We start from the raw sequence: 18,543 nt of genomic DNA on the forward strand, positions 1-18,543 counted from the left end.
CTGTCAAACCACTCGGCGGTGAAAATACGCCTCGTGACCTGACGACAAAAGAAAAAGGCGCGATGTTGCCACCGCGCCTTTCCACGAAGTTCGTGACTGGGAAGAAACGAGCTTCGAAGCTACTTGGGTCGGACTTCTTAGAAGTCCATGCCGCCCATGCCGCCCATGCCGCCGCCGCCCGGCATTGCCGGTGCTGCGTCCTTGGGGGCTTCGACGATGGTGGCTTCGGTGGTGATCAGGAGCGATGCAACCGAGGCAGCGTCTTCGAGAGCGGTGCGGACGACCTTGACCGGGTCGATAACGCCCAGGGCAACGAGGTCACCATATTCGCCGGTCGCGGCGTTGTAGCCGAACGAAGCCGAAGAGTTCTCGAGGATCTTGCCAACGACGACGGAGCCTTCGGCACCGGCATTGTTCGCAATGGTGCGCACCGGTTCCTGGAGGGCGCGGCGCACGATGGCGATACCGGCTTCCTGGTCGGCGTTTGCACCCTTGACGGTGATGGCAGCAGCGGCGCGGAGGAGGGCAACGCCACCACCCGGCACGATGCCTTCTTCAACGGCAGCGCGGGTTGCGTTGAGCGCGTCGTCGACGCGGTCCTTGCGTTCCTTGACTTCCACTTCGGTCGAACCACCGACCTTGATCACGGCAACGCCACCGGCGAGCTTGGCAAGACGTTCCTGCAGCTTCTCGCGGTCGTAGTCCGAGGTGGTTTCCTCGATCTGTGCCTTGATCTGGCCAACGCGGCCCTGGATGTCGTCGGCCGAACCGGCGCCGTCGACGATCGTGGTGTTTTCCTTGGTGATTTCAACGCGCTTGGCAGTGCCGAGCATGTCGAGGGTCACGTTCTCGAGCTTGATGCCGAGATCTTCGGAGATCACCTGGCCACCGGTCAGGATGGCGATGTCTTCAAGCATGGCCTTGCGGCGGTCGCCAAAGCCCGGGGCCTTGACGGCAGCAACCTTGAGGCCACCGCGGAGACGGTTGACGACGAGGGTCGCGAGAGCTTCGCCTTCGATGTCTTCAGCAATGATCAGCAGCGGGCGCTGCGACTGAACGACGGCTTCGAGGATCGGCAGGATAGCCTGCAGGTTCGAGAGCTTCTTTTCGTGCAGCAGGATGATCGGGTCCTCGAGGACGGCGGTCATCTTCTCAGCATTGGTGACGAAGTAGGGCGAGAGGTAGCCACGGTCGAACTGCATGCCTTCGACGACATCGAGTTCGGTCTCGGCGGTCTTGGCTTCTTCGACGGTGATGACACCCTCGTTGCCGACCTTCTGCATGGCTTCCGAGATCATTTCGCCGATGGCGGTTTCGCCATTGGCAGAGATCGTGCCGACCTGCGAGATTTCCGAGGTCGAGGTGATCTTCTTGGCCGAACCCTTGAGCGAGCCGACGACTTCGGCAACAGCCAGGTCGATACCGCGCTTCAGATCCATCGGGTTGAAGCCGGCAGCGACGGCCTTGACGCCTTCGACGACGATGGCCTGGCCCAGAACGGTCGCAGTGGTGGTGCCGTCACCGGCAATGTCGTTGGTCTTGGAAGCGACCGAACGCAGGAGCTGCGCGCCGAGGTTTTCGAACTTGTCTTCGAGTTCGATTTCCTTGGCAACCGAGACGCCGTCCTTGGTGATGCGCGGGGCGCCGAAGGACTTTTCGATGACGACGTTACGACCCTTGGGGCCGAGGGTAACCTTCACCGCATTGGCGAGGATGTTGACGCCGCGCAGCATCTTTTCGCGGGCGTCGGTCGAGAACTTTACTTCTTTAGCGGCCATGTGAGGCGCTCCTTAGAATGGGTTGAACGACAAAAGGGCGAGAGGCTTAGGCCTCGATCACGCCCATGATGTCGCTTTCCTTCATGATGATCAGGTCTTCGCCGTTGAGCTTCACCTCGGTGCCGCTCCACTTGCCGAAGAGCACGCGATCACCGGCCTTGACGTCGAGGGCGGCAACCTTGCCGTTCTCGTCGCGGGCGCCGGGGCCAACGGAAACGATGATGCCCTCGGAGGGCTTTTCCTTGGCGGTGTCGGGGATGATGATCCCGCCCTTGGTCTTTTCTTCACTGTCGACGCGACGGACGACCACGCGGTCATGCAGGGGACGGAAGCCCATGATTTTTTCCTCTTGGCATCATTTCTGAATGCAATTTCGGGCCTGTTAGCACTCGAAGTGGCTGAGTGCTAGCAGGGTGCCCGGATATAGGGATGCGGCGGCGAGAGAGTCAAGGTTGGGTGAACGGAGATTTTGCTCATGCGTTAACACCGTCAGATGAACCTCATGCAAAGGAGGCTGCTGTGGCCGCCGACGAGACGACTTCCATTGTGAGCCCGATTGCCGGACGGGTGCATATCTTCTTCGACGATGGCGAAATAGCGAGCACGCTCAAGGCTTTGCGCTTGGAGGAGCCGGGCCGGAAACCACAGATTTTCGTGCCCCTCGATGCCGTGCATCCCGGGATTCTGGAGCTCTCGGAAACCCGGCGCAAGGAGCCGGGAAAGGGCGAGGCACATTACTATACGATCAAGACCCTGACCGCCGACGGGCCCGATGAAGCCTGGTACTATCCCTATGCCGACGGCGCCTATGGGCCGATCCGCGACCTCATCACCTTTGGTGGCAAGCGCGTCAAAGTCAGCGTTTCGGACGTCTAGGTGTTAGCATACTGTTAGCATCGAGACTGACGCGGGGGCGGATAAGGGCAACGGGACGCCATTTCCGCCCCACTTTCCGCTTTCTTCCGCGGCACAGGTGCTGCATAAGGCGAGACATGAGCGAACAATCTTCCTACCAGATCAAGCTGCGCCTCAAGGGCGGCAGCGGTCCCAATGCCAACTGGCACTGGGAAATCCATGATGCCGACGGCAAGGTCGTCAAGACCGGCAGCGCCGTGGGCCCCGAGCACAAGGCCTTCGCCACGGCGCGGATCGCCAAAGAGAAGCTGGAAAAAACCCAGTCCAAATAGGCCGGTCGTCCGGCCCGGATAGCGTCCCATGTCCGCCCCCGACAAAATTTCTGCCCAAGCTCTGCCCGCGCGTGCGACCAATCCCATGCGCGGCATCATGCTCAAGGTGGTGTCGGTCTTCTTCTTCGTGGGCATGGCCACCATGCTCAAGGCGACCCAGACGGTACCATCGGGACAGATGGTATTCTTCCGCTCCTTCTTCGCGCTTTTGCCGGTTCTGGCCTATCTCGGCTGGAAGGGACGGCTGGGCAATGCCTTCGCGACCAAGCGGCCCTTCGGGCATATCCTGCGTGGGCTTGTTGGCGTTGCGTCGATGAGCCTGGGGTTTTTCGCCCTGACGCGCCTGCCGCTGCCCGAGGCGACGGCGATTTCCTATGCCACCCCGCTCCTGATCGTCATCTTTTCGGCTGTGCTGCTCAATGAGCGCGTGCATTTCTTTCGCTGGACGGCTGTTGTTGTCGGGCTCGTCGGTGTCGTCATCATTCTCTGGCCGCGCCTGACCGTTTTTTCGGGCGGTGCGGCACTCGGTGATGCCGAGGCGGTGGGCGCGCTCGCGGCTCTACTGGCGGCGGTGCTCTCCGCCTTTGCGATGATGGCGGTGCGCAATCTCGTTCACACCGAGCGGACCGAAACGATCGTCACCTATTTCTTCGTCAGCGCCAGCGTGCTCTCGCTGCTGACGCTGCCCTTTGGCTGGATCTGGCCGACGCCCGAACAGACGGCTCTGCTGATTGGCGCCGGGTTCTTTGGCGGCATCGGGCAATTGCTGATGACCTCGTCCTATCGCCATGCCGATATGTCGGTGATCGCGCCCTTCGAATATGTGTCGCTGATCCTCACCATCGTGCTGGGCTATTTCATCTTCGCCGATGTGCCGACGCTGACCATGATTATTGGGGCGTTGATCATCATCGGTTCGGGCATCGCGGTGATCCTGCGCGAACATCGGCTGGGGCTTGATCGGGTCAAGTCCAAGGAAGCCAACACGCCTTGATCGCGCCGCCCACAGACCTATCTTAGGGCGACACGGGCAGGGGGCATCAATGGCAGCGACGGCAGCCGTCATCTTTTCAGCCGTGATCATTGGGCTTGCGCTGTTTCAGGCCAATCTCGCCGCCGGCGCACCCTGGGGCCGTCTTGCCTGGGGCGGGCAATATCAGCGCTTGCCTCTGGGTCTGCGCATCGGCAGCGCGGTTTCAATCCTGATTTATGTAGGCTTTGCCGCGATAGTGCTGGGGAAGGCCGGGCTCGTGGCCGTGAGCGGCGACTGGCTTGGGCCGGCGACCTGGGCCATCGCGGCTTTTCTGGCCCTAGGGACGGTGATGAACGCTATTTCGCGGAGCATGCCCGAGCGGCTGGTGATGACGCCGGTAGCCGCGGTGCTGTGCGGTGCCGCGGTGATTGTGGCGCTGGGGTAGTAGGTCCGCCCACTCCCCCAACTGTCGTCGCCACCGGGCTTGTCCCGGTGGTCCATGCTTGAGGCGAAATGGATTGCCGGGACGAGCCCGGCAATGACGATGGAGAAGGTGATTGGGTGTGGAGCCGCGCTAGCGCTTCACCCGATAGTGCGACTGGACGAGGCCGGAGGGGAAGGATTTGGTCTCGATGTGTTCGAGCGCGATGTCCTCTACCAGTGGACCGAAGAGCGGAATGCCCTCTCCGAGGAGGATGGGGATGCGGCTGATGATCATGTCTTCGATGAAGCCGGCGCGCAGGAAGGACTGGATAAGCTGGCCGCCATCGGCATAGACGCGTTGCCAGCCGCGTGAGGCGGCAAGGTCCATGGCCTCTGCGGGCGTTGCCGCAAGGACTTCCACCTTGTCCCTGAGATTGTCGGGAACTGACGCCGGGTCGAGGCTGCGGCTCAACACCAGAACCGGCTTTTCATAATACCACTGATCAAAGGTCAGCACTTTTTCATAGGTGCCGCGACCCATGATGATGCCGTCCATCCTGGCGATATGGGTGTTGTAGCCATGGTCTTCGCCAAGGCTGGAAAAGTGCGTCAGCCAGTCGATGTCGTCATTCTTGCGAGCGATATAGCCGTCGAGACTGGTGGCGATGAAGACATGGGCTGATGGCATCGGGCGCTCCTGTGAATGCACGAGATTAGGCGCGCGACGTGTCAGGGGGTGGCAGGAGCGGGCGGATAAGTGGGGTGGTGTTGGTTCGGCCCTAGGCGCCGAATCCGCAGCTATGCAATAAGGGACTTCCTTAATAGTGCCGATAAGTGGAGAGGGCGGTGACTGGAGAGACATTTCATCCAATCGTTCAGAAAGTCTCGGGTCAAGTCGCTGAGAAGCTGGGGGCGCAGGTCGCCGAGACCGTCGAGCGTTGCCTCATGGATATGCTGACGAGAACAGTCACTTATTTGCCCGATGGAACGGCATTCGTCATTACGGGCGACATTCCGGCAATGTGGCTCCGTGACTCGACTGCACAACTGGCGCCGTTCCTGCACCTTGCGCACCAGGATTCCGGGTTGGCCGATCTGATTGCGGCGGTATCGAAACGCCAGCTCGATTATGTGCTGCTCGATCCCTATGCCAATGCCTTCAACGCCAGCGGCAATGCCGCAGGGCACAAGGACGTATTTCCGCAGTCGGCCTGGGTGTGGGAGCGCAAATACGAGATCGACTCGCTCGCCTATACGATCCAGCTGGCCTATGACCTGTGGGCAACAACCCGCCGAACCGACCATCTGCAAAGCTTCGTGGATGTGGCCAAGGTCGTCATCCAAACATGGCGGACCGAGCAGGACCATGAGCGCAAGTCGACTTATCGTTTTGACCGTCTCGACTGTCCTCCGAGCGACACGCTGACGCGCGAGGGGCTGGGGCCGATCACTGGCCATACCGGCATGACCTGGGCTGGGTTCAGGCCCAGCGATGATGCATGCGTCTATGGCTACAACATTCCCGGCAACGCCTTTGCTGTGGTGGCGCTGCGATACATCGCCGAACTGGCGGTGGAGGTTTTTGACGACCGCGCCCTCGCTCAGGACGCTGATCGACTGCGCGAGGACATCGAACAGGGAATCGAGCGCTTCGGGCTGGTCGATGTCGATGGCCAAGACCCGGTCTACGCCTATGAGGTCGACGGGCTTGGCAACAGCTTTTTCGCCGACGACGCCAATGTGCCGAGCCTTCTTTCGCTCCCCATGCTGGGCTGGTGCACGGCAGCGGACCCGATCTACCAGGCGACTCGCGCCCGCATTCTGAGCAAGGCAAACCCCTACTTCTACGCCGGGACGGCTGCGTCGGGTGTCGGCAGTCCGCACACGCCGCCGGACCATGTCTGGCCGATTGCCCTGGCGGTGCAGGGGCTGACCAGCGATGATCCCGCCGAAAAGCGTGCCTTGCTGGACCTGTTACTGGCCACTGACGGTGGAACCGGGCTCATGCACGAGTCCTTCCACGTCGATGATCCCGCAAAGTTCACGCGACCATGGTTCTCCTGGGCCAATGCCATGTTTTGCGAGCTGGCGCTTGATGTTGCAGGCTTGCGCAGTTACCGCCGCGCCGCGGTCCGCAGCTAGGTAGCGGGAAGCCCATTGCGCCGAAACGGAGATTCCCGCTTTCGCGGGAATGACACCGTGGGTGTGGAGGCGTTATGGCTGGTTTCAACCCGCCTTCTGCATCTCCGCCCAGCTTTGACGCTTGCGATAGATGGTGGATGGGCTGATTTCGAGCGCCGCGGCGGCCATGGAAATATTGCCGGCGAAGGCGGCGATGGCGTCTTCGATGATTTTTTGTTCCTGCTGCCACATGGGCAGGATAGCGCGGCGGGTCTCGGCGCGCGGGGCAGGGGCTTCGACCGGCGCAAAGGCCTGGGATTCGATGTCGGCGGCATTGAGCATGCCGATATCGATATCCCCACCATCGAACATGACGACGATGCGGCGCACGAGGTTCTGCAATTGCCGGACATTGCCGGGCCAATCGGCGGCGGTCAGCTGCTGGGAGGCTTCATTGGAGAAGCCGCCAAAAACCTTGTGCTCTTCGCGCGCATAGCGCTCGAGGAAGTGGCGGGCCAGGACCATGATATCAGTCGGGCGCTGGCGCAGCGGCGGCAGGTGGATCGGCAGGACGTGCAGGCGGTAGAACAGGTCCTCGCGAAATTTCCGCTCGGTGATCATCTGCAGGGGATTGCGATTGGTGGCGCAGATGACGCGCACGTCCACCTTGCGCATGTTTGCTTCGCCGACGCGGGAAATGGTGCCGGTCTGGAGGAAGCGGAGGAGTTTTGACTGCAGGGAAAGATCCATTTCCCCGATTTCGTCGAGGAAGAGCGTGCCACCATCGGCGAGTTCCGCTGCGCCCTTGCGGTCTTCATGCGCGCCGGTAAAAGCGCCGCGGGCGACGCCAAAAAGCTCGCTTTCCATCAGGTCGCGCGGAATGGCGGCGCAATTGATGGCGACAAAACGCTTGCCCGAACGCGGGCCTTGGCTGTGGAGGGCTTCGGCGCAGACATCCTTGCCGGTGCCGCTTTCGCCGGTGATGAAGACCGGGGCGGACGACGTCGCGACGCGCCCGATCTGTTCATAGATGAACTGCATGGCGTTCGACGCACCGACAAAGCCGGCAAAATCGGGGACGGCCTGCGGCAGGCTCGTGTCGAGCCCGAGCGAGCGCGGGCGGCCGTGACGCTGGGCCAGTTCGCCGATGCGGGTGGCAAGGGTTGGGCCGGCAATGGGCTTGGTGACATAGTCATGCGCACCGGCGCGCATGGCGCCGACGGCAGCGGTTACGGAAGCGCCGCCAGCCATGGCGACAACGAGCGCGCCTTCGGCATGGCGCACGACGCGGCCCATGCCTTCATCGTCGCGCTCGGCAATGTCATTCAGGCTCGGCATATCGGCCAGAATGATGTCGAATCGGTTGGCGCGCAGCATGTCGAGGGCCTCGCGGCCGGACTTTGCGAGGGTAACGGAGGGCGTGCAGAGCAGGGCCTGGCTCAACGATTCGCCAATCTGAGAGGCCGCTTCCGCGTCGCTGTCGATCAGCAGAAGCCGTCCGCTCAGCGCGTTGTCGAGGCCGGAAATCATTGCCATTACGCCCAAATCCTAGTGTTTCGCCATGCGTCCGACCGGTGCCGGACAGCCATGACGTCTGCGGGGATTGTTGACGAACAGGGTAAATAATCCGTTCTTTACCTGTAGGATCGCGTCTCAGCGCTTTTTCCATAGCAGAGGCAATGATATGACTTGCATGTCGAATCTAGCCACAATCTGAACCTGGGACGCTATGCAGGCTCTGGTCTATCTCTTTATCGCGCTTGCTGGTTTTGCGATTGGCGCAATGACCTATTTCGCCTTGTCGTTCACGCTTGCCGAAGCGATCCTGGTTGCGCTGGTCGTTGCTTGCATTGCCACCCTGGTTACCGAACGCCGTTTGCGGCTGCGTGCGGAAAAACGCCTCGAACGCGGTATCGAGGATCTCTCCAGACTTCTGGCAACCGACGCGCAGGCCGGCTCAGTGCTCGGCCGCCGCATCAACGCCCTCTCCGAACTCAATCCCGGCCAGCGCCTCGAAACCATCGAGGCTGATATTTCCGTGCTGGGCACGGTGATCCGTCAGGTGGCTGAGGCCGTTGCCGAAATCGAGGAAAAGGGTGCCGCGCCGGCAGCCATTCCCGCCAGCGATCGATTTGTAAGCGAGGCGCCGCGGCCCGTTGCTGCGCCGCCGCGGCAAGACGAGATCGAGCCGATCATCCCCCTCGAAATGGTCCGTCAGGCGCTGGGCAACCAGCGCCTTGTCTATCATATCCAGCCCGTTGCGCGCCTGCCGCAGCGTCGTCCCGCCGGCTATGACCTCATTCCGCGCCTGATGCTGGAAGATGGCGACCTGGCAGAGCCGGTCGATTTCCTGCCGCGCCATGGCGGGGAGGATGTGCTGCAGCGGATCGATGGCACTGCGCTCAACGAGGCCGTGGCGATTGCCCGCCGCGCCCGTACCGGCGGTCAGGCGATTTCGCTCTACATTCCGCTCTCCAGTGCGACTTTGCGCGACAGCGCCGCAGTCGAGCAGTTGCTGGCCATTCTCGATGCCAACCGCGTCATTGCCACCGGCCTGATCTTCACCATTGCCGAAGTCGAATTCCAGGAACTGATGCAGACGGCGCGCACGGCGCTGCAGGCGATCCAGCGGCGCGGGGCTGGCTTCTCGCTCTCCGACACCTCCTCGCTGCGGCTCAATTTTGCCGATTTGTCTGAACTCGGCGTGCGCACGATCCGGGTTGGCGCCGGCCGGCTGATCAATTCATCAGAGACCTATACCGACTTCCACCTCTCCGATATTGCCAGCTATGTGGGTCGCTTCGACATCACCCTGCTCGCCACCGGGGTGACCGACGAGCGCCAGATCGTCGAACTTCTGGACAATGAGATTACGCTGGTGCAGGGCAATCACGTTGCCCCGGCCGGCCCTGTGCGTCCCGACCTGCTGCTCGAGCCGACCCGCACTGTGGCGCCGCCGGCCCCGCAGCGCCCGGAGGCCGCGCGCCGTCGCGCCGAGCTCTGAAATCAGCAGTTCCATCGGTTTCGGGCTTGATCGCCCGGACCGAACTGCCACATAGCAGCCTGAGACATTTTTAGACGGGAACTGACCCATGTCCGCAGCCGCGCCCCTGCCCATCATTTCCGGCCTTGCCGAACTCGCGGGGCGCTATGATGCGGTGCTGAGCGATGTCTGGGGCGTCATCCACAATGGCGTCTCGGCCTTTCCCGAGGCTGTCGAGGCGCTGGTGAACTATCGCCGTGCCGGCGGCAAGGTGGTGCTGATTACCAATGCGCCGCGGCCGTCTCCGCCCATCGTTGCCATGCTTGATCGGCTCAACGTGCCGCGCGAGGCCTATGATGCCATCGTCTCCTCGGGGGACGCGACGCGGACGATGATTTCGAAATATCGCGGGCGGGCCATTCACCACGTCGGTCCGGCAACCGAAGACGACGCGCTTTACGACGGGTTCGACCTCAAGCGCACCGGGCCTGAAGAGGCCGAAGTGGTGGTGGTGACCGATCTCGACACCGACGACGACACCCCCGAAATGTATCGCGAACGCGCCAAGTTCTGGCTTTCGCGAAAACTGCCGATGATCTGCGCCAATCCTGACAGGGTGGTCGAGCATGGCGACCAGATCATTTATTGCGGCGGCGCGCTGGGCGATCTTTATGCCGCCATGGGCGGCATGGTGCTGATGGCAGGAAAGCCCTATCAGCCGATCTATGAAGAGGCGTTCCGCCTCGGCGAACTGGCCGCGGGCAAGACGCTCGACAAGAGCCGGGTGCTGGCCATTGGCGACAGCGTGCGCACCGATGCGACGGGCGCGGCGCAATTTGGGATTGATCTTCTCTTCATTACCGGTTCGATCCATGCGGCCGAGCTTGATGCGTTCGGCAAGCCCGATCCGCAGGCGATTGCCGACCTGATCGCGCCGAGCCGGGCCCATGTCGCCGGTTTCCTGCCGCGTCTTGCCTGGGCGTCCTGAATTGAGCGATTTCGTGCGTCTTTCCGGTTTTTCGGAGCTCCCCGCGGCGCTCAGGGGGGCCTATATCGCCATCGGCAATTTCGATGGCATGCATCGGGGCCATCAGCGCGTCATTGCGGAACTGCGCGAGCGGGCACATGCCGCGGGCGTACCGGCGCTGGTTCTGACCTTCGAGCCGCATCCGCGCGACGTCTTTGCGCCGACGCCCTTCATCTTCCGTCTGACGCTGGGCGATGCCAAGGCGACCATGGCCGAGGCCCTGGGGCTTGATGGGATCATTATCCTACCCTTCGACACAGCGTTTTCGCAGATCGAGGCGGAACGGTTTGTCGCCGATTTTCTCGTCGGGGCGCTCGGGGTAAAAGGCGTTATCATCGGCTCCGATTTCCATTTCGGCCGGCAGCGGCGCGGCACGCCGAGTTTCCTGCGCGAAAAGGGCGCCGAGCTTGGTTTTGCGGTGGAAACGTTGGATCTGGTCGATGAGGGCGACGAGGTCATTTCGTCCTCGCGTATTCGCGCGGCGCTATCCGAAGGCGCGGTCACGGCGGCAAATCGGCTCCTGGGCTATCACTGGTTTTTTGAAGGCTGCGTGGTCAAGGGCGACCAGCGCGGGCGGGACCTGGGCTATCCCACGGCCAATACGATGACGCAGACGGGCTTCCAGCTCGCCCAGGGCGTCTATGCCGTGCGGGCCAAGGTCGGCGGGAAGCTGCTCGACGGCGTGGCTGCCTATGGCAAGCCCATGTTCGACAATCAGCGCCCGCCCTTTGAGACGCATCTCTTCGATTTTGACGCCGATATTTATGGGCAGACCATTTCGGTGGCGCTGATCGGCCATATCCGCGGGCAGGAAGTGTTCAAGGGGCTCGACGATCTCATCGCCGCCATGGATCGCGACAGCCGCAAGGCGCGCGCCATGATCGCCGAAGCGCGGCCGATTGGGGCGCTGGACGAGAAGCTGGGCTTTTTCGGCTAGCGCATTTCGCGCTTCATTCGGCACACTTACCCACTCGATTGCCACCTATCGAGATCTCAGGATGGGCCCCGGCCTTCGCGGGGTGACAGCCAGTGGGTGCGGGCTCTAGTCCTCGGCCAGGAGCAGCCGCATGAGGTCGGTCTGCTTGCGGACGCCGGTTTTGTCGAAAATGCTGGTCAATTGGGCACGGGCGGTTGCGTCGGAAACGCCGCGCTGGTCGGCGGCGGCTTTGCGGCTGCCGGTTTCGACCAGGGCCAGAGCCAGTGCCATCTCGGCCGCGGTCAGCCCGTAGCGCTGCTGCAATCGCGCGAACCGGCGACGCAGGCGGCTCTGCGGGTCGGAAATAATGATGATGACCGCGGGCCGGCGCCCGGCGGGATAGAGCAGACCGCCGGGATAGGGCGCGCAATGGACGCCCAACGTGCCCTCGGGTGTCGCGATCTGCATGCGACCGCCGGAGGTGTGGTCGGGCGCCTGCAGGCAGACCGCGATGAGGCGCGCCAATTGCCGGTTCGTTGCCGGGTCGTCGCAGGAGATACGGCCGTGGCGCTGGCGCAGCCGGCCGTCCTCAAAGAGCTGTCTGGCGCTCTCATTGCAGTCGAGCAGGGTGCCGCGGGCATCGAGCAGAATGGCGCCTTGTCCGGCGAGTTCGAGCACATCGAGGCTGGAGCGCGCCATGCCGCTGAACTGGCCGATGAGCTTGTTGATCTCGAGTGCGCGGGTCAGAGTCGGGAGAATGGCCTCGAAGCGGGCGATCTGGTCGGATTCGATGGCGCGCGACGCATTGACCATGAGAGCGCCATGCCAGCCGGTGCTGGTGGCAAGCCGCACTCCGAAGGCGCGGTTGTAGCGCTGGGGCACGCACCATTCGTTGTAGAAGGTATCGCGCTGAAAATCGGCAAACTGGGACAGGGACTCGTCGACGACGATTGCGCCGGGGGCATGCCCCATCATGTCGCGCATCAGCGCATTGCGATCGTGGAACGTGGTGAAATAGCGCTCGATTTCGGCGGGGTTGGTTCTCGGTGACAGCATCTGTGGGAGCGAACCGGGGGCGCCGCCGCCAAGGGTTGCCTCGACGCTGCCCAGGTAATCGGCGAGGCGCATCAACATGTCCGGCCAGGACGCGTCGTCCTCTGCCGCCTGCCGGATCGTACCGAGGATATCCTCGAAGCGTCCCATCGCCTGGCCCACATCGCGCACCGGGCGCGTGTCCCCCATCGAACATGTGTTCGATGCTGGCCCCAGCATGAGCCAGTAAAAAATCCCGGTCAATCCAGAGGGTTGGTGCCATCTCGATCACTTTTTCTTTGGCACTGTCCCGATCAGGGGAATTTCGTATGCCCGTTCGCTTCGTTGCCCTGTCCCATCGCCGACGACGGGCCCTGACGATCGGCCTGCTCCGCGGCGCCTGCCATGCCGGTTGAGACCAATCGGCCGCGTATTCTTCTGGCCTGGGAAGGTGGGGCCGGGCGGGGGCACGTGATGACCCTCAGGGACATTGCCGAGGCCCTTGGGGTCGATGCCATCTGTGACGCTGCGCTCTGCCGCATGGAGCATGCAAAGGAGCTGGAGCCCCATTGCGACACCGTATTTCAGGGCGCCCGGCTTTCGACCAATCGCGCGCGGCGCGAGGCGGCGGGCAATCCGCATGTTGCGACCTGGGGGATTTTCTCGGCGATCTCAATTTCTGGAATCCGCAATTCCTGATCGCCCAGATCAAGTGGTGGCTGGAGACGATCAAGGCGCGAAAGAGCCGGCTGCTCATCGCCGACTTTGCGCCCTGCGCGCAATTGGCGGCGCAGATCGCCGGAATTCCATCTGTTGCGGTGGGCACGGGCTATTCGGTGCCGCCTGCCGGGCTCGACAGCTTTCCCATTCTCCTGCCCGAATATTCCGAGCGGGTTTTTGCCGAGGATGAACTGTTGCGGGCGGTCAACATGGCAATGGCTTATTTTGGTGGCCGACCGCTGGCAAGACTGTCCGACATCTATGCCCAAAGCACGGCAATGCCGCGCACCATTGCCGGCCTCGACCCCTATCGGGACTGGCGACAGGCGCCGCTGCTGCCCCCGCTCAATGAAAGGCTGCCCCGTCCCGATGGCAGCGGCGACGAGATCTTCTTTTACTTCTCGACCAGCGAGACCGAAAATCACGCGCTCGTCGACGCGCTCATCGGCCTCGACCTGCCCATGCGCGCTTTCATACCCGGGGCCACGGCCAATATCAGGGAGCTTTTCGTCGAAGCCGGCGTGACCGTGGAGACGCGGCCGGTTCCCTTTGCAGAGATCAACCGGCGGTCGCGCCTGCTGCTCCATTCCGGCCAGCACGGCACGCTCTGCATGGGGCTGAGCATGGGGATCGGGCAGGTCGCCTTTCCCCAGCATCTCGAACATCTCTTCCATGCGCGGCGCGCGGCCGAACTGGCGCCCGTGCGGATCGTCAATTCCGGAACGAGGGACGCCGATGAAATCAGCGCCACGATCATGGAAGCCTATGAAATCGGCGGGGGCGATGCGGCGGCGGCAGAAAAACTGCGTCCGGACCTTTTCGGCGATGCCGGCGCCATTGCGCGCGGACGGATCCTGCCGCTCATTCAATAGGCTGCAATGCGCGGTTCGGCGTTGCCGATGGCCCTCGCCGTGGATGGCGTGGCAAAATCAACCTTTGCCCCCTTTGTCCTCACTTGCTAAAAGGCGGCCCAATCTTCCAAAACCGATTGCCGTTCCATGACCGATACCGCTGCAAGCGCGACCGAAAAAGACTATTCGGCCACGCTCTTCCTGCCCGAAACCGAGTTTCCGATGCGCGCGGGCCTGCCCGACCGCGAGCCGATCTGGCTCAAGCGCTGGCAGGACATGGATATTTACGAGCGTCAGCGCGAGCAGGCCAAGGATCGGCCGCTGTTTACGCTGCATGACGGCCCGCCCTATGCCAATGGCAATATCCATATCGGCCATGCGCTGAACAAGACGCTGAAGGACCTGGTGAGCCGGTCCATGCAGATGCTTGGCCACAACGCTGCCTATATCCCCGGCTGGGATTGTCACGGCCTGCCCATCGAATGGAAGATCGAAGAGCAGTACCGCGCCAAGGGCAAGGACAAGAATGAGGTTCCGGTGGTCGAATTCCGCCAGGAATGCCGCGCCTTTGCCGAAAGCTGGGTCGATATCCAGCGCGAGGAATTCAAGCGCCTGGGCATCCTCGGCGAATGGGACAATCCCTATCTCACCATGAGCTTTGACGCCGAAGCGCAGATCGCGCGCGAGCTGATGAAGGTGTCCATGTCTGGGCAGCTTTATCGCGGCTCCAAGCCCGTGATGTGGTCGGTGGTCGAGCGCACGGCGCTGGCCGAAGCTGAAATCGAATATGCCGATTATGAGAGCGACACGATCTGGGTGAAATTCCCGGTCAGCCGGTTTGGTGGGGTCGAGCCGGCTGAGGGAAGCAAGCTTGTTCGGCCGAGCGTGGTGATCTGGACGACCACCCCCTGGACCATCCCGGCTAACCGGGCCATCTCGTTTTCCAGCAAGATCGCTTACAGCCTTTACCGCGTGACCGCGGCCCCCGATGGGAATTGGGCGGCGGTTGGAGACCAGTACATCGTCGCGGACAACTTGGCTGAAGACGTGATGAAGAAGGCCAAGGTCGAAGCGTACGAAAAGGTCTTCCCCGTCAGTTCGGAAATGCTCGCCGGTGCGCTGGCCGAGCATCCGCTGCGCGGCCTTGCCGATGGCTACAACTTTGACGTGCCGCTGCTCGACGGTGAACATGTCACCGACGATGCCGGTACCGGCTTCGTGCACACAGCCCCGGGCCATGGTCTCGATGACTTTGGAATCTGGATGGATTCAACGCGCCTGCTGCAGGATCGCGGCATCGATCCGTCCATCCCCTATGTTGTGGGCGACGACGGCTTCTACACGTCCGAAGCGCCCGGTTTTGATGGCGCGCGCGTCATCGACGACAATGGCAAGAAGGGCGATGCGAACAATCGCGTTATCGCCGCTCTCGCCGAGCACGGCAATATCATCGCCCGTGGCCGCGTGAAGCATCAGTATCCGCATTCCTGGCGCTCCAAGAAGCCGGTGATCTATCGCAACACGCCGCAATGGTTTGTCTATATGGACAAGGCCATCGAGGGTGTGGAGGGCGATACGCTGCGTCACCGCGCGCTCAACGCGATCGATGCGACAAAGTTCTACCCCGCTGCCGGCCAGAACCGGTTGCGCGCCATGATTGCGGACCGTCCCGATTGGGTGCTGAGCCGTCAGCGCGCCTGGGGCGTGCCGATCACGGTTTTCGTGCACAAGGAAAGCGGCGAAATCCTTCGCGATGAGCTGGTCAATCACCGCATTGCCCAGAGCTTTGAGGAAGAGGGTGCCGACGCCTGGTACAAGGCCGGTGCTGCGGAGCGCTATCTCGGGGAGGGCCACAAGGCCGCTGACTACGAGATGGTGACAGACGTTCTCGACGTCTGGTTCGATTCCGGTTCGACCCACGCCTTTGTGCTGCGCAACAAGCAGAAGTGGCCGCACCTGAAATTCCCGGCCTCGATGTATCTCGAAGGCTCGGATCAGCATCGCGGCTGGTTCCATTCGTCGCTGCTCGAAAGCTGCGCGACCAATGGCTACGCGCCCTATGACAGCGTTCTCACCCATGGCTTTACCATGGATGGCGAAGGCAAGAAGATGAGCAAGTCGCTCGGCAATACCGTTGCCCCGCAGGACATCATCAAGCAGTACGGCGCCGATATCCTGCGCCTTTGGGTGGCTTCGTCGGACTATTCGGAAGACCTGCGCCTCGGCAAGGAAATCATCCAGACGACGGTGGATGCGTACCGAAAACTGCGCAATACGCTGCGCTGGCTGCTGGGCAATCTTGCCCACTTCAAGGCTGACGATGTCGTTGATTTCCGCGACATGCCCGAGCTTGAGCGTCTGATGCTGCACCGTCTGGCGCAGCTCGATGCCGGCGTGCGCTCGGCCTACAAGGAATATGACTACCGCAAGGTCGTCTCGCTCTTGTCGAACTTCATGAACATCGAGCTTTCGGCGTTCTACTTCGACATCCGCAAGGACACGCTCTATTGCGATCCGATCTCGTCGGCAAAACGCCGTTCTGCGCTGACCGTGCTCGACCATCTGTTCAACGCGCTGACCGCCTGGCTGGCGCCGATCCTGGTCTTCACCATGGAAGAGTGCTGGCTGGAACGGCATCCGGGCGAGAACGAGTCGGTCCATCTGCGGCTCTTCCCGGACATTCCGGCGGAATGGCTTGATGACGATCTCGCCGACAAGTGGCAGCTCATCCGCGGCGTGCGTCGCGTGGTGACCGGGGCGCTCGAAATCGAGCGTCGCGAAAAGCGCATCGGTTCGTCGCTGGAAGCGGCGCCGAAGGTGTTCGTCTCGGACGCGCGCTATATCGAGGCGCTCGAAGGGCAGGACCTGGCCGAGATCGCCATCACCTCGGCGATTGCCGTGTCGCAGGGCGAAGGCCCGGCCGAAGCGTTCAAGCTTGACGATGTGCCGGGTGTTTCCGTGGAGCCGGCTCTGGCCGAAGGCAGGCGCTGCGCCCGTTCGTGGAAGGTGCTGCCCGAAGTCGGATCCGATCCCGAATATCCGGACGTGACCTTGCGCGACGCTCAGGCGCTGCGTGAGCGTGCGGCGGCCGGGCTCTAACCCGGTGGCCGTCACGAGGGCAGCTTCGCCCGCCATTTACACCTCGCTTGTCGCGGCCGTGCTCGCCTTTGGGCTCGACCGCGCGCAAAAGGGCTATCATATCGCGGCCGAATGCTATGGCATCGGGCAGGCGAACTGCGTCGAGATCTTCACCAACTACGTCCCGTTCTCGATGACCGGCTGGCGGGGTGGCGAAATCGTGCCGGTGACCTCGTTCTTCGACTATGTGCTCGTTTGGAATACCGGGATTTCGTACGGCCTGCTCGATGGCCTGCCGGTGTGGACCTTGGGCGCGATCATGATGGTGGCGATCATCGGGCTTTCGGTCTGGTGGTGGCGAGCCGATGCGCCGCTGGTGCGGCTGGGTCTGGCCTTTGCCATAGGCGGAGCGCTCTCCAATGCGCTCGACCGGCTGATTTTTGGCGCAGTCGCCGACTTCTTCCATTTTCATTGGGGAAGCTGGTCATTCTACATCTTCAACATCGCCGATATGGCGATCACGCTGGGGGTGATCCTGTTGCTGATCGACCTTGTTGGCTTCGGGAAAAGCAAGCCAAAGCCGGCCGATTGAGGCTCGCGCACCATTGTGCTGCCCGAATCTGGCCTTAGGGCCTCAAATGCGCTATAAGCGCCGCCATTATCGTAAGGGACGTTTCATGCGTATTGGATTGACCGGCCACAATGGCCGTATTTCGGCCGCGGCGCGTGCAGTGCTGGCAGGGCTGGCCTTGGCGGCGACTTTGGCCCTGGGCGCCTGCACCACGGTCGAAGGCACCAATGCGCTGACCGATTTCGGCACCTTTGAACGCGACGTGTTGAACACGACCGCGCGCGGTGTTGGTCTTATCCCTGGCGAAGCACCTAAGGAAGATTTGACCGCGGCCCGCGCTCCGCTGGTGCTGCCGCGATCGGGCAACAACCTGCCGGCACCGAGCACGCAGGTCGCTGCGGCGCAGCTGCCGGCTGACAGCAATACCGTGCAGATCGATACCTCCAATCTTAGCGAGGCCGATATCCAGCGCCTGCGCAATGCCAAGGTCGTTGACCTGCGTTCGCTTTCCGGCCGTCCGCTGACGCCGGAAGAAGCCCGCGCCCTGACCGCTCGCATGAGCGCAGCAGGCATGCAGGTGACGGGAACCGCTGGCCGGCCGCTCTATCTGCCGCCGGATGAATATTTTACCCGCGTGGGTAGTGCTGATCTCGTTTGCCGGGCCGCCAGCGGCGAGCTCGTTCCGCTCAGCGATGCGCGTTGCCCAGAGGAAGTGCGCCGTGCTCTGCGAGCGCAAGGTCCGAGCAGCACGATGCTGAGCGGTGGCGCCAGCGCCAAGCTGACCACGAACGAAGTTACCAACCAGTAGTACCAGATCTACTGGAGCTGACCCCTGTTTGGCGGCCGGATGATCCGGCCGCCTTTCGCTTTCTCCGCGCCGCCC

Annotated in this window: 17 protein-coding genes; 12 read left to right on the top strand and 5 right to left on the bottom strand. The window is 62.4% G+C overall.

Annotated elements, in window-relative coordinates:
* Window positions 1–137: 137 nt before the first annotated feature.
* Both groL and NVV77_RS03135 read right to left on the bottom strand, forming a co-directional pair.
* Entirely contained in the window at window positions 138–1,778 is a 1,641-nt protein-coding gene (gene groL, locus NVV77_RS03130; protein WP_295410644.1) for a chaperonin GroEL, read from the bottom strand.
* Window positions 1,779–1,824: 46 nt separating this feature from the next.
* Window positions 1,825–2,115, bottom strand: a complete 291-nt coding sequence (locus tag NVV77_RS03135; RefSeq protein WP_291420245.1) for a co-chaperone GroES — start codon at window positions 2,113–2,115, stop codon at window positions 1,825–1,827.
* A gap of 182 nt (window positions 2,116–2,297) precedes the next feature.
* Between NVV77_RS03135 and NVV77_RS03140 the strand changes: the two genes are divergently transcribed.
* From NVV77_RS03140 to NVV77_RS03155, 4 genes are all read left to right on the top strand, one after another.
* Window positions 2,298–2,654 (top strand): DUF427 domain-containing protein, encoded by a 357-nt coding sequence (locus tag NVV77_RS03140; RefSeq protein WP_295410648.1) that lies wholly within the window; start codon window positions 2,298–2,300, stop codon window positions 2,652–2,654.
* A gap of 116 nt (window positions 2,655–2,770) precedes the next feature.
* Window positions 2,771–2,965 (top strand): hypothetical protein, encoded by a 195-nt coding sequence (locus tag NVV77_RS03145; RefSeq protein WP_295410649.1) that lies wholly within the window; start codon window positions 2,771–2,773, stop codon window positions 2,963–2,965.
* A gap of 28 nt (window positions 2,966–2,993) precedes the next feature.
* On the top strand, window positions 2,994–3,959 hold the full coding sequence (locus NVV77_RS03150) for a DMT family transporter (RefSeq protein ID WP_295410652.1): 966 nt from the start codon (window positions 2,994–2,996) through the stop codon (window positions 3,957–3,959).
* Window positions 3,960–4,008: 49 nt separating this feature from the next.
* Window positions 4,009–4,383, top strand: coding sequence for a hypothetical protein (locus tag NVV77_RS03155; RefSeq protein ID WP_295410654.1), 375 nt, complete (start codon window positions 4,009–4,011; stop codon window positions 4,381–4,383).
* Between the two features lie 129 nt (window positions 4,384–4,512).
* Here NVV77_RS03155 and NVV77_RS03160 read toward each other — a convergent pair whose 3' ends face one another.
* Window positions 4,513–5,049, bottom strand: coding sequence for a dihydrofolate reductase family protein (locus NVV77_RS03160; RefSeq protein WP_295410655.1), 537 nt, complete (start codon window positions 5,047–5,049; stop codon window positions 4,513–4,515).
* Window positions 5,050–5,207: 158 nt separating this feature from the next.
* Here NVV77_RS03160 and NVV77_RS03165 point away from each other — a divergent pair, with 158 nt between their 5' ends.
* Window positions 5,208–6,503 carry a glycoside hydrolase family 125 protein gene (locus NVV77_RS03165; protein ID WP_295410657.1) on the top strand — a complete coding sequence of 432 codons (1,296 nt, stop codon included), beginning with the start codon at window positions 5,208–5,210 and terminating at the stop codon, window positions 6,501–6,503.
* Window positions 6,504–6,587: 84 nt separating this feature from the next.
* Here the strand turns inward: NVV77_RS03165 and NVV77_RS03170 are convergent, their stop codons facing one another.
* A complete protein-coding gene (locus NVV77_RS03170; RefSeq protein WP_295410659.1) occupies window positions 6,588–8,018 on the bottom strand; it encodes a sigma-54 dependent transcriptional regulator in 1,431 nt (476 codons plus the stop codon).
* A gap of 193 nt (window positions 8,019–8,211) precedes the next feature.
* Between NVV77_RS03170 and NVV77_RS03175 the strand changes: the two genes are divergently transcribed.
* The 3 genes from NVV77_RS03175 (at window position 8,212) to NVV77_RS03185 (ending at window position 11,429) form a co-directional block, all read left to right on the top strand.
* On the top strand, window positions 8,212–9,486 hold the full coding sequence (locus tag NVV77_RS03175) for an EAL domain-containing protein (protein WP_295410661.1): 1,275 nt from the start codon (window positions 8,212–8,214) through the stop codon (window positions 9,484–9,486).
* 88 nt (window positions 9,487–9,574) lie between these two features.
* A complete protein-coding gene (locus NVV77_RS03180) occupies window positions 9,575–10,453 on the top strand; it encodes a TIGR01459 family HAD-type hydrolase (protein WP_295410663.1) in 879 nt (292 codons plus the stop codon).
* A gap of 1 nt (window position 10,454) precedes the next feature.
* Window positions 10,455–11,429 (top strand): bifunctional riboflavin kinase/FAD synthetase, encoded by a 975-nt coding sequence (locus NVV77_RS03185; RefSeq protein ID WP_295410666.1) that lies wholly within the window; start codon window positions 10,455–10,457, stop codon window positions 11,427–11,429.
* A 105-nt stretch (window positions 11,430–11,534) separates the two neighbouring features.
* On the opposite strand, the gene NVV77_RS03190 is transcribed toward NVV77_RS03185, so the two are convergent.
* On the bottom strand, window positions 11,535–12,650 hold the full coding sequence (locus tag NVV77_RS03190; protein WP_295410668.1) for a hypothetical protein: 1,116 nt from the start codon (window positions 12,648–12,650) through the stop codon (window positions 11,535–11,537).
* Between the two features lie 359 nt (window positions 12,651–13,009).
* On the opposite strand from NVV77_RS03190, the gene NVV77_RS03195 reads away from it, so the two are divergent.
* From NVV77_RS03195 to NVV77_RS03210, 4 genes are all read left to right on the top strand, one after another.
* Window positions 13,010–14,032 (top strand): hypothetical protein, encoded by a 1,023-nt coding sequence (locus NVV77_RS03195; RefSeq protein WP_295410670.1) that lies wholly within the window; start codon window positions 13,010–13,012, stop codon window positions 14,030–14,032.
* Window positions 14,033–14,158: 126 nt separating this feature from the next.
* Window positions 14,159–17,110, top strand: coding sequence for an isoleucine--tRNA ligase (gene ileS, locus NVV77_RS03200; RefSeq protein ID WP_295410672.1), 2,952 nt, complete (start codon window positions 14,159–14,161; stop codon window positions 17,108–17,110).
* A 4-nt stretch (window positions 17,111–17,114) separates the two neighbouring features.
* On the top strand, window positions 17,115–17,681 hold the full coding sequence (gene lspA, locus NVV77_RS03205; protein ID WP_295410674.1) for a signal peptidase II: 567 nt from the start codon (window positions 17,115–17,117) through the stop codon (window positions 17,679–17,681).
* An 85-nt stretch (window positions 17,682–17,766) separates the two neighbouring features.
* On the top strand, window positions 17,767–18,468 hold the full coding sequence (locus tag NVV77_RS03210) for a hypothetical protein (protein WP_295410676.1): 702 nt from the start codon (window positions 17,767–17,769) through the stop codon (window positions 18,466–18,468).
* Window positions 18,469–18,543 lie beyond the last annotated feature (75 nt).

Origin of the sequence: Devosia sp. (assembly GCF_024707125.1) — a bacterium.
In the GTDB taxonomy this organism is placed as follows: Bacteria; Pseudomonadota; Alphaproteobacteria; order Rhizobiales; family Devosiaceae; genus Devosia.

What these genes read in the sequence shown, in the direction of transcription:
- NVV77_RS03155 (WP_295410654.1), top strand. Translation starts at nt 4,009, where the DNA reads ATGGCAGCGACGGCAGCCGTCATCTTTTCAGCCGTGATCATTGGGCTT.
- NVV77_RS03180 (WP_295410663.1), top strand. Translation starts at nt 9,575, where the DNA reads ATGTCCGCAGCCGCGCCCCTGCCCATCATTTCCGGCCTTGCCGAACTC.
- ileS (WP_295410672.1), top strand. Translation starts at nt 14,159, where the DNA reads ATGACCGATACCGCTGCAAGCGCGACCGAAAAAGACTATTCGGCCACG.
- NVV77_RS03210 (WP_295410676.1), top strand. Translation starts at nt 17,767, where the DNA reads ATGCGTATTGGATTGACCGGCCACAATGGCCGTATTTCGGCCGCGGCG.
- groL (WP_295410644.1), bottom strand. Translation starts at nt 1,778, where the DNA reads ATGGCCGCTAAAGAAGTAAAGTTCTCGACCGACGCCCGCGAAAAGATG.
- NVV77_RS03150 (WP_295410652.1), top strand. Translation starts at nt 2,994, where the DNA reads ATGTCCGCCCCCGACAAAATTTCTGCCCAAGCTCTGCCCGCGCGTGCG.
- NVV77_RS03145 (WP_295410649.1), top strand. Translation starts at nt 2,771, where the DNA reads ATGAGCGAACAATCTTCCTACCAGATCAAGCTGCGCCTCAAGGGCGGC.
- NVV77_RS03175 (WP_295410661.1), top strand. Translation starts at nt 8,212, where the DNA reads ATGCAGGCTCTGGTCTATCTCTTTATCGCGCTTGCTGGTTTTGCGATT.
- NVV77_RS03160 (WP_295410655.1), bottom strand. Translation starts at nt 5,049, where the DNA reads ATGCCATCAGCCCATGTCTTCATCGCCACCAGTCTCGACGGCTATATC.
- NVV77_RS03190 (WP_295410668.1), bottom strand. Translation starts at nt 12,650, where the DNA reads ATGGGGGACACGCGCCCGGTGCGCGATGTGGGCCAGGCGATGGGACGC.
- NVV77_RS03170 (WP_295410659.1), bottom strand. Translation starts at nt 8,018, where the DNA reads ATGGCAATGATTTCCGGCCTCGACAACGCGCTGAGCGGACGGCTTCTG.
- NVV77_RS03135 (WP_291420245.1), bottom strand. Translation starts at nt 2,115, where the DNA reads ATGGGCTTCCGTCCCCTGCATGACCGCGTGGTCGTCCGTCGCGTCGAC.